The following is a 13,962-nucleotide window of genomic DNA, read 5'->3' on the forward strand; positions in this document are numbered from 1 at the left end:
AGTCAGAATAAGTCTGGTTTAAATGCACTAAATATTCCCTCTTATTTTACCATTTAATAAAAAAGAGGGATATTTAAAGGCAATTAATAATCCACTTGAATGATTTGATTGCGCAATAATAACGCAATAATTTGAGAAAGGGAGTCTGAAATCGGTTGTTGACCATTAAGCTGTAGCTCCGGATATTGCGGGGCTTCATAGGGGGAGTCAACCCCTGTAAACTGCTTGATTTTACCTTCTCGGGCTTGTTGATATAAACCTTTTGGGTCGCGCTGTTCACAAATACTGACAGGAGTATCCACATACAATTCAAAAAATTGGTTCGGCTCAAATAAATCGCGCACCTTTTGCCGATCATGTTGAAACGGGGAAATAAATGCAGTAGCAACAATTAAGCCTGCATCTACCATTAATTTAGCCACTTCCCCGATCCGCCGGATATTTTCTTGCCGATCCGCTTCGCTAAAACCTAAATCACGACATAACCCGTGGCGAACATTATCACCGTCCAATAAATAGGTTTTATTCCCCATTGAAGCTAATTGATGTTCTATCGCCCCTGCAAGGGTAGATTTCCCTGAACCCGATAACCCTGTAAACCACAATACTGCACCTTTGTGCCCATTATTGCTTTCCCGTAGCTGTCGAGTCACAGCATGTTGATGCCAAACTATATTATTTGCTTTTGTCATCATAGTTATTTTCCACCAAGAACATCACGAGCGCCCCAATGCGGAAAATGACGACGAACTAATTTATTTAATTCAATTTCAAATTCACTAAATTCACTAGTTGGCTCAAAAATAGGGGCTTGTGTCTCGCGAACTAGCCCTGCTCCTACGGTGACATTAGTTAACCGGTCAATCAGGATCATACCGCCAGTATCCGCATTACGCTGATAATTTTCTAACAATAGCGGCTCATCAAAAGAAAACTCCACTAAACCTATTCCATTTAGAGGTAACTCTGTGGCAACTTTTTGCGTTAAATTATTCACATCAACTTGATATTGAATATTTTCAACCTTGGCTCGACTACGCTTACCAGCCACTTTTATATCGAGTTGCTGCCCTTGGACTAAAGGCTGCTCAGACATCCACACAACATCAACTGACGCATGTTGTGTCGCTTGTAAGGTTTCATTTTCTGCAACCAATAAATCACCGCGGCTAATATCAATTTCGTCCGCTAAAACGAGCGTGATAGCCTCCCCCGGAATAGCAAACTCTTGTGGACCAGAAAAAGTCACAATCTGTTTAATTTGAGATGTCGCCCCCGACGGTAAGACTTTAATGTTTTGCCCTACCCGTACAATACCTGACGATAACGTTCCACTGTAGCCTCGAAAATCTAAGTTTGGACGATTAACATACTGCACTGGAAAACGCATTGCCTGTTCTACGGCCTTTTGTTCCACTTGAACATTTTCTAAAATCGATAATAGTGTTTCGCCTTGATACCAAGGTAAGTGATGGCTGCTATTCACAATATTGTCGCCATCAAGCGCTGAAATTGGCACAAACCATACATTCAATTCAACGGGTAATTCTGTTGCAAACTGTTGATAATCCTGTTTGATCTTCTCAAATACAGCTTCGCTGTAACCCACCAGATCCATTTTATTTACGGCGACAACAAGATGGCGTATCCCCAACAAAGTACTGATAAAGCTATGGCGTCGAGTTTGCTCTTGTACCCCTTTTCTCGCATCGATCAACAAAATAGAAAGTGAACATGTTGATGCGCCTGTCGCCATATTACGCGTGTATTGCTCATGACCAGGTGTATCGGCAATAATAAATTTGCGTTTTTCCGTGGAAAAATAGCGATAAGCAACGTCGATGGTGATCCCTTGCTCACGCTCTGCTGCGAGCCCATCAACCAATAACGCAAGATCCAGTTTTTCGCCTTGCGTACCTATACGCTTACTATCACTTTGCAGTGTTGAGAGCTGATCTTGATAAATTTGGCGGGTATCATGTAGTAAACGGCCAATTAAAGTACTTTTGCCATCATCTACATTGCCACAAGTTAAAAAACGTAATAACCCTTTTTGCTGCTGAGCCAGTAAATAAGGTTCCACACCACCTTGCTGCTCAATTTGATGTGCAATTGATTCGTTATAAACGGCCTGTGCCATGATTTTTCTCCTGACCTTGCGTATTGACCCTGACGTTATGTATTAACCTTCCCCACAGGCCTTAAAAATAGCCTTGGCGTTTTTTCAGTTCCATCGATGCTGACTGGTCGCTATCGATTAACCGCCCTTGCCGTTCACTGGTAGTAGAAACCAACATTTCTTCAATAATTTCAGGCAGGGTTTGCGCATTTGATGGTACGGCTCCCGTAAGAGGCCAGCAGCCAAGAGTTCGAAAACGTACTGTTTGCTGGCGAATAACTTCCCCCGTTTGTAAATCAATACGGTCATCATCAACCATCAACAAGGCCCCTTCTCGTTGAATAACAGGCCGCTCTTTTGCAAAATACAATGGAACAATATCGATATTTTCCAAATAGATATATTGCCAAATATCGAGTTCAGTCCAATTTGACAGTGGAAATACACGGATACTTTCACCTTTGTTTATTTGCCCATTGTAATTATGCCAAAGTTCTGGGCGTTGGTTTTTCGGGTCCCAACGGTGAGATCGGTCACGAAAAGAATAGATCCGCTCTTTTGCTCGGGATTTTTCCTCGTCTCGTCGTGCCCCTCCAAATGCCGCATCAAAGCCATATTTATCTAAAGCCTGCTTTAGCCCCTCGGTTTTCATGATATCGGTATGTTTTGCACTGCCATGTACAAATGGGTTAATCCCTAATCTTTCCCCTTCAGGGTTACGATACACCAATAATTCAAAACCATATTTCTGTGCTGTTGCATCACGAAACTCATACATTTCGCGAAATTTCCATCCTGTATCTACATGCAACAAAGGAAAAGGTAATTTCCCAGGGTAAAAAGCTTTCCGAGCTAAATGCAGCATGACAGACGAATCTTTTCCAATAGAATACAGCATCACTGGGTTAGCAAATTCGGCGGCAACCTCTCGAATAATATGAATACTTTCTGCCTCTAACTGCTGTAAGTGAGTCAATGTTTTTTCGTTCACAAGCGCCTCCTAAATTAAGCCAATTCCAGTACAGCACTACGCCAACTGATATCTTCAGTTTGTGTGCCAAACCATGCTAATTGTTTATGTAATGCCGCAACTTCACCTATCACGATCAAAGCGGGTGATGGTGCTTGCTGTGCCAATGTTTCCAGCTCAGATAAACTACCTGTAACTACTTTTTGCTCACGCCTTGTCCCACAACCTACAACAGCGACAGGGGTATCACTCGCTCGCCCAAATTTAATCAGTTGTTCACTAATATTGGCTGCTTTTACTGTGCCCATATAAATTGCTAAGGTTTGTTGACCACGAGCAAGTGCCTGCCAATCCAAATCAGCGCCATTTTCACGACAATGCCCAGTAATAAATGTAATACTCTGAGAGTATTCCCGATGCGTCAGCGGGATCCCTGCATAAGCAGTTGCACCAATCGCCGCGGTCACCCCTGGTACCACTTGAAATGGGACCCCTGCCTGAACAGCAACTTGTAGCTCTTCACCTCCGCGACCAAAAACAAACGGGTCCCCCCCTTTAAGGCGAACAACTTTTTTGCCTTGCTGAGCAAATTTCACGATCAATGCGTTAGTTTCTTCTTGAGAAACACTGTGATTGCCAGCTCGTTTACCCACACAAATTTTGTCGGCATCACGACGTACCAATTCCAGAATTTCCTCACTAACAAGGTGATCATATAAAACCACCTCGGCACTTTGTAAAACACGCAACCCTTTTAACGTAAGTAACCCCGCATCACCGGGCCCGGCTCCTACAAGAATTAACTCACCATGGTTATCGGGTTCATAAAGTTGGCGTTCTAATTGCAACTCTGCTTCGCTTAATTGGCCTTTTTCAACTAGTGATGCAAAGCGCCCACTAAAACTTTTTTCCCAAAAGCGCTTTCTTTCCCGCATATTGACCAGCGTTTCTTTGACTTTACCGCGCCAACGCCCAGCAATTTCAGCCATTTTCCCCAAAGAAGCAGGAAGCATTGTTTCCAATTTTTCTCTCAATAAACGGGCTAAAACGGGTGCTGTTCCCCCAGAGGAAACCGCCACAATCACCGGAGAACGGTCAATAATTGAAGGAACAATAAACGAGCATAAAGGTTGATCATCCACTACATTGACAAAAATTTTTCGCTCATTAGCATCGTAAAAAACGGTTTCATTAAGTTTCGTGTCATCCGTCGCCGCAATCACTAAAAAAGCGTCATCCAATAAAGAAGAGCGATATTCCTCAGCGAACCAAATAAAATGGTTTTGTTGGCACTGAGCTTGTAATTGAGGACATAACGACGGGGAGATAACCACAAGTTGAGCTTGTGCTTTGATGAGCAATTCAGCTTTGCGTGCAGCCACTATGCCACCGCCAATCAACACTACTTTGCGCGTACGCACATCGACAAATAACGGTAAATAATCCATCTTGCTCACCCATCTTTATATAAACTTATTATATGAAATATAAAATTGACTATATGGTGTAAAAGTTAAGGTTTGAAATGCTAAAAAAACATGACTTGTAACTGAAAGGAATAAGCCAAATATTCATTAACTAGCAAAAAATAATGACAAAAAGTATCAAATCAACCAAACTTAACTAAAACTTTATTTTAAATTTAGTTTTATAAAAATTAAGGGACATCTATTTTTTAAATAAAAGTATCCCTTTGTAATTAAACAAATATTTTATCAAATCTATAACTATTTAAACCCTAAACTAAAACCACGAATTGGGTTACGAATAACCCATACTCTAAATAATTCATGTTGTCGCTAGGCGGCAAGTAAATGAGTCGCTAGGAGCATACATAAGTATGTGACTAGTGCGAATGCACGCAGCCAACAACCTTACCGCTTGAATTATGACCAACCCATACTCTAAATAATTCATGTTGTCGCTAGGCGGCAAGTAAATGAGTCGCTAGGAGCATACATAAGTATGTGACTAGTGCGAATACACGCAGCCAACAACCTTACCGCTTGAATTATGACCAACCCATACTCTAAATAATTCATGTTGTCGCTAGGAGCATACATAAGTATGTGACTAGTGCGAATGCACGCAGCCAACAACCCTACCGCTTGAATTAAGACCAACCCATACTCTAAATAATTCATGTTGTCGCTAGGCGGCAAGTAAATGAGTCGCTAGGAGCATACATAAGTATGTGACTAGTGCGAATGCACGCAGCCAACAACCCTACCGCTTGAATTAAGACCAACCCATACTCTAAATAATTCATGTTGTCGCTAGGCGGCAAGTAAATGAGTCGCTAGGAGCATACATAAGTATGTGACTAGTGCGAATGCACGCAGCCAACAACGCGACAGCTTGAATTATGACGAGTATGACGAGTATTTAGTTTTCATGAAGCCCACACTCACGCTTTAAACCAAAGAAACGAGTGTCTTCCTCACTCATCCCTTCCTCCCATTTACGGGTTGTATGGGTATCACCGACTGATAGATATCCCTTTTCCCATAATGGATGGTAAGGTAACTTATACTTTATTAAGTATTCATAAACTTGCTTATTATTCCAATCAATGACAGGTAGGATTTTAAAAATGCCTTTACCAACCCCCAACACTGATAAATTGGCTCGGCTCGTTGATTGCTCACGCCTTAACCCGGAAAACCAACTCTGAGCCTGTAATTCATGTAATGCTCTTTCCATCGGTTCAACTTTATTAAGTTGATTATAACGTTCAATCCCTTCAATACCTTGCGTCCAAAGCTGCCCATAAATCGCTTCTTGCCACGCAGGGGTTCGCTGAGCTCGATATACTTGTAAATTCAAATTTAGTGTACTGCTTAGGTGCTCAATAAATTGATAGGTCTCGGGAAACAAATAGCCTGTATCCGTTAAAATGACAGGGATATCAGGTACAATTTGTGTCACCATATGCAGCGTTAACGCTGCTTGTATTCCAAAACTGGAAGACAACACAAATTCTGCTGGCAAATGTTCAAGCGCCCATTCAATACGCTGTATTGCACTCATTTTTTCTAACTGCACGTTGAAGTCAGATAAATACGCCGTTTGCTGAGCTTTATCTAAACTTAATACTGCCGCTAGTTGAAGCTGACTCATACTGCCTCCTGAACCTCATAAAAATCGACAGCAGAATTTACAACTGGCTTTACAACGTCAGTGCGGACTAAAAAGTCTCCAAAACCTTCTTGAGTTAAGCGGTTTTTCGACCAATTACCAATTAATTCATCCAAAATAGCCAAAATTTCAGCACTGCTGATATTTTCGCGGTACATGCGTGGAATTCGCGTTCCAATACGGTTACCACCCAAGTGTAAATTATACCTATCAAGCGCTTTTCCAACTAACCCCACTTCCGCCAGCATTGCTCGACCACATCCGTTTGGGCAGCCTGTAACGCGCAAAACGATATGCTCATCAGCCACTTGATGTGATGCCATAATATTTTCAACGTGGCTAACAAACTCAGGGAGAAAACGTTCCGCTTCAGCCATCGCTAATGGGCAAGTTGGAAAAGAAACACAAGCCATTGAATTTTCACGCTGTGGCGTGATTGCATCACTCATTAACCCATGGGCTTTCGCTATCGCTTCAATCGCCTCTTTTTCACTTTCAGGCACACCAGCAACGATCAGATTTTGGTTCGCTGTTAAACGAAAATCACCTTGGTGAATACGCGCTATTTCCGCAACCCCAGTTTTTAATGGTTTATCCGCTAAATCAATCAACCGGCCATTTTCAATAAACAACGTTAAGTGCCAACGATTATCAACCCCTTTAAGCCAACCAATTTTGTCACCGCGTTCCGTGAATTGATAAGGTCGGATTGGTTCGAAATCCACGCCGGAGCGCCTTTCAACTTCCGCCTTAAAGGTATCGACCCCCACTCGCTCTAAAGTGTATTTAGTTTTCGCGTTTTTACGGTCAGTCCGATTCCCCCAATCACGCTGAGTTGTCACTATCGCTTCTGCAATGGCCAATGTTTTATCTAATGGAATAAAACCAAATTCACTGGCTAAACGTGGAAAGGTCGCAGTATCACCATGAGTCATAGCTAAACCACCACCAACCAACACATTAAAACCAATGAGCTCATCATTTTCAGCAATGGCGATAAAATTCATATCATTAGCATGTAAATCCACATCATTGAGAGGTGGAATAACCACCGATGTTTTAAACTTTCTTGGTAAATAAGTTTGCCCTAAAATAGGTTCTTCATCAGTTGTCACAATTTTTTCTTTATCTAACCAAATTTCAGCATATGCGCTGGTTCTAGGTAAAAGGTGCTCAGAAATTTTCTTTGCCCATTCATAGGCTTGCTGATGTAACTCCGATTGCACTGGGTTAGATGTGCATAGCACATTACGGTTAACGTCATTTGCCGTTGCTAATGCGTCCAAGCCGACATGGCTTAACATTTGGTGTGCAGGTTTCACATCCCCTTTAAGGATGCCGTGGAACTGAAATGTTTGCCGGTTAGTTATGCGCACACTGCCATACAGCGTGTGCTCAGTAGCAAACTTATCAATATCTAACCATTGTTTTGGGGTGATAATTCCCCCCGGTAAGCGGCAACGCAACATCATTGCATGACGTGGCTCAAGTTTTTGTTCTGCACGCTCTGCTCGAATATCACGGTCATCTTGTTGGTACATGCCATGGAAACGGATCAATAAAAAGTTGTCCCCATTAAAACCACCAGTTAAGCCGTTTTTCAAATCTTCCTTAATGGTACCGCGCAAATAGTTACTGTCTTGCTTCATGCGTTCGCTGTCAGCAAGTTTGCCTTCGACGATTAAGGGTTTTTGTTGTTGTTCATTGCTCATTAATAAACATCCCTCTGATAACGGCGCATTACGCGCAGCTCACTTAAAAATTCATCGGCCTCCTCACTATCCATGTTGCCGTATTGACCGATGATATCCAATAATGCCTGCTCTACATCTTTTGCCATACGATTTGCATCACCGCAGACATACAGGTGTGCACCTTCTTGTAACCATTGCCAAACAGCTTCGCCTTGTTCACGAAGTTTGTCCTGCACGTAAACTTTTTCTTTCTGATCTCGCGACCAAGCTAATGAAATTTGGGTTAATAAACCGTCTTTAACATAACGCTGCCATTCAACTTGATAGAGAAAGTCATCAACAAAGTGAGGGTTACCAAAAAACAACCAGTTTTTACCTGTTGCACCGTCGTTATCCCGTTGCTGTAAAAAAGCGCGGAATGGGGCGATGCCTGTTCCAGGACCAATCATAATCACAGGTGTTGTTGGGTCAGCAGGTAGGCGGAAGTTATCATTGTGCTCAATGAAAATGCGCAGTTCATCCCCCTCTTTGAGTCTATCTGCTAAAAAACCCGACGCCCCACCAGTGCGAGGACGCCCATCGATGTCATAACGAACAACACCAACGGTAGCATGTACTTCGTCTTCTGATTCCGCTTGAGATGAGGAAATTGAGTACAATCGAGGCGTTAGTGGGCGTAGTAAATCAACAAATTCTTGAGCACTTGGCTGCGCTGCGGCTTGGCGCACCATATCAACGATCGGCGTCGTTTGCGCGTATTGCAAAATAGCTTGTTTATCGCTAATTAATGACAGCAACTCATCATCTTTAGATAGTTGTGCATATTTCTCGACAATTACATGAGTATTTTGTGTCAGTTCTAATTGATAAATCAGTGCATCACGTAAAGAGTGCCGCTGCGAGCCAATAAAGACCTCTTCATCCCCTTGTAACCAAAGTAAAGCCACCAGCTCATCAACTAATTCGGGGTCATTATCAAACCACACCCCCAGCGAATCCCCCGGTAGATAACGTAAACCAGAGTCACCTAAATCAATTTCAATATGACGAACATCTTTTTGTGAATCCCGCCCTGTAATTTTTTGATTACTGAGTAACGTGGCGGTTAAAGGTGCTGTTTTGGTATAAGGCGATGAGTGAATTTCATTCACACTTCCCGCTTGAGCTGTTAATAATTGACTATCAGTTTGTGCCGGAACTCGTGCCTTTAAGATTTGAGTGAGGTTTTCAACCCATTCATCTGCAATGGATTGATATTCGACATCTGCATCGACTCTCTCAATCAATGACGTTGCGCCTAATAATGCCAATTGGGAATCAAAGTCTTTGCCCGCTTGGCAAAATTTTTCATACGATGAATCGCCTAAAGCAAAAACGGCATAACTGGTTTGTGCCAAATTCGGTGCTTTTTTCGAATAAAGGTATTTATATAATGCGACAGCTTCTTCTGCTGGCTCCCCTTCCCCTTGAGTTGATGCCACAACAACCAGCACTTTCTCTTGGTTTATTTGCTTAAACTTATAGTCACCCGCATTCACTAGATTCACGTTAATTTTTTCGCTAATTAAACGTTCTCTGAGTTGCTCTGATAGGCGGCGTGCATTACCCGTTTGTGAGGCTGAAATAATCGTAACGGTTTCCTGCGCAGCGACTGGCGCACTCGTTGACATGTCAACAGGGGCATTTTGATTTACCATCCCCCATAAATAACCGGAAAGCCAAGCGAGTTGATGTGATGAAAAATCATCAACAACTGTCTGCAAACGTGTTAATTGCTCAACAGATATTGGCAGCGCCGCTAATGGCGGCTGTTTTTTTGTCATTATCCTGTAACCCCAGCGTAGTTCATTTTTGAATTTTAAAAAACAATGCTATGTCACTCACCCAGAAAATACCCACAACAGACTGTTCGCTCATTTACCTAAATAATTAAACTAGTAAAGCAAAAAATACCGCTGTACTTAGAATAAGTAGGGTATGCGATTAGGTTATAACAACCATCAATAGCGGGATAAGAAACTATAGCCATAAATAATAACTAAAAAGCCTAAAGCAATTAGCAGATGGATCATATCCATAAAAGCGGTTAGTAATAATTTGGCAAATAAAGACATTTTTAGCTAAAAATACAGTACAATGCGCTGTTTATTAACAATAAGGAATGATATATGAGCACAACAATCTATAAGGATTTTACGTTCGAAGCTGCACACAAACTTCCCCATGTCCCCGCTGGTCATAAGTGTGGTCGTCTGCATGGGCATTCTTTCATGGTGCGTTTAGAAATTACTGGGGAAGTTGATAAACAGAGTGGTTGGATTATTGATTTTGCTGATGTGAAAGCGGTATTTAAGCCTATTTGGGAACAACTAGACCATCATTATTTAAATGAGATCAAAGGGCTAGAAAACCCAACAAGTGAAGTATTAGCACAATGGATTTGGCAACAAACTAAACCACATTTACCTTTATTAAGTGCAGTCACCGTTAAAGAAACTTGCAATGCAGGCTGCGTTTATCGCGGGCAGGCTTAAAAATACAAGTTCTAAAAAGGTAATAGTATTTCCCGTAACTATTTTGATAGCTGGGTAAAAATAAAATTCATTTATATAGGGATACAAGCCCCTCAGGCTGCTGGTTTAGTGGCAAGCCTAATCGGTTTTGAAAATAAATGAGGGGCAAAAATCTCTATATCCTTCTCTTCGACTTATCGCTAATTATACAGTAAATAATAATCCCCCCCAGATAAAGCACTCCCTAACACACCATATGAAAAGCTTTCCAACCGCTATCAAGTGGCAGTGGTTAGTCTGGTATCAAGACCTAAGATTAAGGTAAGAAGAGTTGCCGCTAAAGTATAAGCAAGAAGTGAAGCAAGAAGTGAAGCAACCACGGGCATTTTCTATCTTCGCAAAAAATGAAGTCACTGAAAAGTTTACATTTTTGCAACAATATAAATAAAAAGAGGCCATTGACGGCTATTTTAAGTTTTCTGGCATAAAGAACATAAAAACTTTAATTTGACATAGTGCATCAAATTATAACCTGATCTATTATTTACCATTATTTACTTTTAATAAGGCAGGGAAAATGAATCTATTTCAACAAACACCCAAATCCAGAAGACGTTATGGATTAGCAGCATTTATCGGTTTAATCGCAGGTATTGTCTCATCGTTTGTCAAATGGGGCGCTGAAGTTCCATTACCGCCAAGAAGCCCAACAGATATGTTCAACGCGGCTTGCTCGCCTGAAACTCTGATCCGCGCAGCAGAACAAATTGACTGCTCACGTAATTTTCTAAATCCACCTTATATTTTCTTAAGAGATTGGTTAGGAATTGCAGACCCTAATTCTGCGGTTTACACCTTTGCAGGGCACGTGTTTAATTCAGTGGGTGTTACTCACATCCTATTTTCTATCGTGTTTGCTGTCGGATATTGCATTGTTGCTGAAATATTCCCTAAAATTAAGCTATGGCAAGGGTTATTAGCGGGTGCACTGGCGCAATTATTTGTCCATATGATTTCATTCCCTCTTATGGGGCTCACCCCTCCACTTTTCGACCTTCCATGGTACGAGAATGTTTCAGAAATATTTGGCCATTTAATTTGGTTTTGGTCTATTGAGATTATTCGTCGTGACTTACGTAACCGTATTACTCACGAGCCCGATCCTGAAGTGCCGTTAAACCAACCATTTAGATAATGTTAAAGCCCCCAATGATTGTTTTTCAACTATTGGGGGTCGATGCAAAGTCATCGTTATTTTTTTATTATTGAATATCCAAATACTTATGCGTTTGAATCGATAAACGCCAATTACGCTGTATACAAGTGTCAATACACAATTTCGTTGCTGTCGCCTTTTGGCTAATCGGTTGTAATGCAACGATAGGTGGAGCATCCACAGTACGTAATGCTAAAATTCTTTCAAGCGCTTCAATATCTTTTTCTCGCGCAACTGGGTGCTTAATTTCATTAGCCCTATCCACCGCTTGGCTAAGTACTTTCAATCCGCCTTTCATACCTACTTTTGGTGATACCGTCACCCAAGTCTCTTCTGTGCATTGAACTGGGTAAGTCCCACTCGTTTCAATTTGGCATTGATACCCTTGCTTCTCCAAAGCCTCGGTCAATGATGTTAAATCATAAATACAAGGTTCTCCGCCCGTGATCACAATATGTTTCGCGGTAAAACCACTTTTTTGCATCAATTGGACCAACCCATCCGCATCAGACATCGCCCACCAATCACTATCTTGTGTTTTCAATGCAATATCGCCCAAAGTGGTTTCTTTTGTAGCTTCCTTATCCCAAGTTTGTTTAGTGTCACACCAACTGCAACCAACAGGGCAGCCCTGCAAACGAATAAATACTGCTGGGACACCAGTGAAAACACCTTCCCCCTGTATTGTTTGGAAGATTTCATTAATTGGGTACTTCATACTGCTCCTAGAATAATCCATTTAGCGCATATTATATTGCAGATATCTATCTCACGGGCAATGCACTTTGTGATAATGTAATCACCTTGCGTTCAGGAAAGTACATCAATTAAATCAACGAAACCGAAACTATATTCGGTACAATATATTAAAACAAAGTCAATGACAGGAAAAGACATGCAAAGTAGTGAACAAAATCAACTCAGAAAGGGGCTGAGTGTTCGGCACATTCGCTTTATGGCCTTAGGCTCAGCGATTGGTACAGGGCTGTTTTACGGTTCAGCATCAGCCATTCAGGCTGCTGGGCCTGCAGTATTACTTGCCTATATGTTAGGCGGTGCAGCCGTGTTTATGGTAATGCGTGCCCTCGGTGAAATGGCGGTGCATAACCCCGTCCCAGGCTCTTTCTCTCACTATGCAAGTCATTATATGGGCCCTCTAGCTGGCTTTCTCACTGGCTGGAACTATGTATTTGAAATGCTGGTTGTCTGCTTAGCTGATATTACCGCCTTCGGGATGTACATGGGGTTCTGGTTCCCACATGTCGACCAGTGGGTATGGGTATTAAGTATCGTACTATTTATTAGTGCGCTCAATTTATGTCATGTCAAAATCTTTGGCGAAATGGAATTCTGGCTTTCTATCATAAAAGTCAGTGCCATCATTGGTATGATAGTTGGTGGTGCATTCTTAATGTTCTATGGTTTTGGTCAAGAAACCAACCACGAAGTTGGGCTACAAAATCTGTGGGAACACGGTGGTTTCATGCCAAACGGCATTGAGGGGGTCATCGCCTCTTTAGCTATCGTCATGTTTGCGTTTGGCGGTATTGAAGTCATTGGTATTACCGCAAGTGAAGCCCAGAATCCAGAAAAAACCATTCCTAAAGCCATCAATGCTGTACCTATTCGCATATTACTATTTTATGGTTTAACACTATTTATACTGATGTGTATTTACCCATGGAATCAAATCGGCCAAAACGGTAGTCCATTTGTACAAATTTTCGATAGCTTAGGTATTCAATCAGCAGCCAATATCTTGAATATTGTCGTTATCACCGCCGCAATTTCTGCGATTAACAGTGATATTTTTGGTGCTGGCCGCATGATGTACGGCATGGCTCAAGATGGGCAAGCGCCAAAAGTCTTTACCAAACTAACAAAAAGTGGTGTTCCATGGGTAACTGTACTGGTTATGTCTGTCGTAATGTTATTGGGCGTTTACCTTAACTACCTATTACCAGAAAAAATCTTCGTGATTATTGCATCTATTGCAACCTTCGCGACCGTCTGGGTATGGCTTATGATCTTACTATCTCATGTTGCTATGCGCCGAAAAATGAGCCAAGAAGAAGTAAAACAACTAAAATTTCCAGTACCTTTCTGGCCTGTAGGCCCTGCTCTCACTATTGCATTCATGGTGTTTGTTATCGCATTGCTAGGCTTCTTTAAAGATACTCAGGTCGCATTAATCGTCGGCTTTGTTTGGGTTGCTTTACTCAGTATTGCTTTCTTTATTATGCGTTCTTACCAAAAGCGCTAACCTAAAAATATAATAGCCCTATATTTATTCCATATAGGGCTATTTTTTA

11 protein-coding genes are annotated in these 13,962 nt (G+C 41.6%); 3 read left to right on the forward strand and 8 right to left on the reverse strand.

From position 1 onward, the window contains the following. Window positions 1-83 precede the first annotated feature (83 nt). From cysC to cysJ, 7 genes are all read right to left on the reverse strand, one after another. Complete coding sequence (gene cysC / locus P3L56_RS16310; protein ID WP_094301238.1) at window positions 84-692, reverse strand: adenylyl-sulfate kinase; 609 nt, start codon at window positions 690-692, stop codon at window positions 84-86. A 5-nt stretch (window positions 693-697) separates the two neighbouring features. Further along, entirely contained in the window at window positions 698-2,140 is a 1,443-nt protein-coding gene (gene cysN / locus P3L56_RS16315; RefSeq protein WP_042848935.1) for a sulfate adenylyltransferase subunit CysN, read from the reverse strand. Between the two features lie 61 nt (window positions 2,141-2,201). Beyond that, a complete protein-coding gene (gene cysD, locus P3L56_RS16320; RefSeq protein ID WP_042848936.1) occupies window positions 2,202-3,110 on the reverse strand; it encodes a sulfate adenylyltransferase subunit CysD in 909 nt (302 codons plus the stop codon). Between the two features lie 14 nt (window positions 3,111-3,124). After that, window positions 3,125-4,537: a siroheme synthase CysG gene (gene cysG / locus P3L56_RS16325; protein WP_048608198.1), complete on the reverse strand. Its 1,413-nt coding sequence runs from the start codon at window positions 4,535-4,537 to the stop codon at window positions 3,125-3,127. Between the two features lie 937 nt (window positions 4,538-5,474). Continuing rightward, window positions 5,475-6,209: a phosphoadenylyl-sulfate reductase gene (locus tag P3L56_RS16330; RefSeq protein WP_048608205.1), complete on the reverse strand. Its 735-nt coding sequence runs from the start codon at window positions 6,207-6,209 to the stop codon at window positions 5,475-5,477. Next, entirely contained in the window at window positions 6,206-7,939 is a 1,734-nt protein-coding gene (gene cysI / locus P3L56_RS16335; protein WP_048608207.1) for an assimilatory sulfite reductase (NADPH) hemoprotein subunit, read from the reverse strand. The genes P3L56_RS16330 and cysI overlap by 4 nt, the downstream gene beginning before the upstream one ends. Next, window positions 7,939-9,744 (reverse strand): NADPH-dependent assimilatory sulfite reductase flavoprotein subunit, encoded by a 1,806-nt coding sequence (gene cysJ, locus P3L56_RS16340; RefSeq protein ID WP_131680847.1) that lies wholly within the window; start codon window positions 9,742-9,744, stop codon window positions 7,939-7,941. The genes cysI and cysJ overlap by 1 nt, the downstream gene beginning before the upstream one ends. Window positions 9,745-10,089: 345 nt before the next feature. Between cysJ and queD the strand changes: the two genes are divergently transcribed. Both queD and P3L56_RS16350 read left to right on the forward strand, forming a co-directional pair. Continuing rightward, window positions 10,090-10,455 (forward strand): 6-carboxytetrahydropterin synthase QueD, encoded by a 366-nt coding sequence (gene queD / locus P3L56_RS16345; RefSeq protein ID WP_042848941.1) that lies wholly within the window; start codon window positions 10,090-10,092, stop codon window positions 10,453-10,455. Window positions 10,456-11,011: 556 nt separating this feature from the next. Continuing rightward, window positions 11,012-11,629 carry a YagU family protein gene (locus tag P3L56_RS16350; protein ID WP_042848942.1) on the forward strand — a complete coding sequence of 206 codons (618 nt, stop codon included), beginning with the start codon at window positions 11,012-11,014 and terminating at the stop codon, window positions 11,627-11,629. Window positions 11,630-11,696: 67 nt separating this feature from the next. Here P3L56_RS16350 and queE read toward each other — a convergent pair whose 3' ends face one another. Continuing rightward, complete coding sequence (gene queE, locus P3L56_RS16355; RefSeq protein WP_198860890.1) at window positions 11,697-12,368, reverse strand: 7-carboxy-7-deazaguanine synthase QueE; 672 nt, start codon at window positions 12,366-12,368, stop codon at window positions 11,697-11,699. Window positions 12,369-12,545: 177 nt separating this feature from the next. Here queE and P3L56_RS16360 point away from each other — a divergent pair, with 177 nt between their 5' ends. Further along, window positions 12,546-13,913, forward strand: a complete 1,368-nt coding sequence (locus P3L56_RS16360; protein WP_042848944.1) for an amino acid permease — start codon at window positions 12,546-12,548, stop codon at window positions 13,911-13,913. The last annotated feature ends 49 nt before the right edge of the window (window positions 13,914-13,962 follow it).

The organism is Providencia sp. PROV024, from assembly GCF_032709665.1.
Classification (GTDB): Bacteria; Pseudomonadota; Gammaproteobacteria; order Enterobacterales; family Enterobacteriaceae; genus Providencia; species Providencia huashanensis.

What these genes read in the sequence shown, in the direction of transcription:
- cysC (WP_094301238.1), bottom strand. Translation starts at nt 692, where the DNA reads ATGACAAAAGCAAATAATATAGTTTGGCATCAACATGCTGTGACTCGA.
- cysN (WP_042848935.1), bottom strand. Translation starts at nt 2,140, where the DNA reads ATGGCACAGGCCGTTTATAACGAATCAATTGCACATCAAATTGAGCAG.
- cysG (WP_048608198.1), bottom strand. Translation starts at nt 4,537, where the DNA reads ATGGATTATTTACCGTTATTTGTCGATGTGCGTACGCGCAAAGTAGTG.
- P3L56_RS16330 (WP_048608205.1), bottom strand. Translation starts at nt 6,209, where the DNA reads ATGAGTCAGCTTCAACTAGCGGCAGTATTAAGTTTAGATAAAGCTCAG.
- cysI (WP_048608207.1), bottom strand. Translation starts at nt 7,939, where the DNA reads ATGAGCAATGAACAACAACAAAAACCCTTAATCGTCGAAGGCAAACTT.
- cysJ (WP_131680847.1), bottom strand. Translation starts at nt 9,744, where the DNA reads ATGACAAAAAAACAGCCGCCATTAGCGGCGCTGCCAATATCTGTTGAG.
- queD (WP_042848941.1), top strand. Translation starts at nt 10,090, where the DNA reads ATGAGCACAACAATCTATAAGGATTTTACGTTCGAAGCTGCACACAAA.
- P3L56_RS16350 (WP_042848942.1), top strand. Translation starts at nt 11,012, where the DNA reads ATGAATCTATTTCAACAAACACCCAAATCCAGAAGACGTTATGGATTA.
- queE (WP_198860890.1), bottom strand. Translation starts at nt 12,368, where the DNA reads ATGAAGTACCCAATTAATGAAATCTTCCAAACAATACAGGGGGAAGGT.
- P3L56_RS16360 (WP_042848944.1), top strand. Translation starts at nt 12,546, where the DNA reads ATGCAAAGTAGTGAACAAAATCAACTCAGAAAGGGGCTGAGTGTTCGG.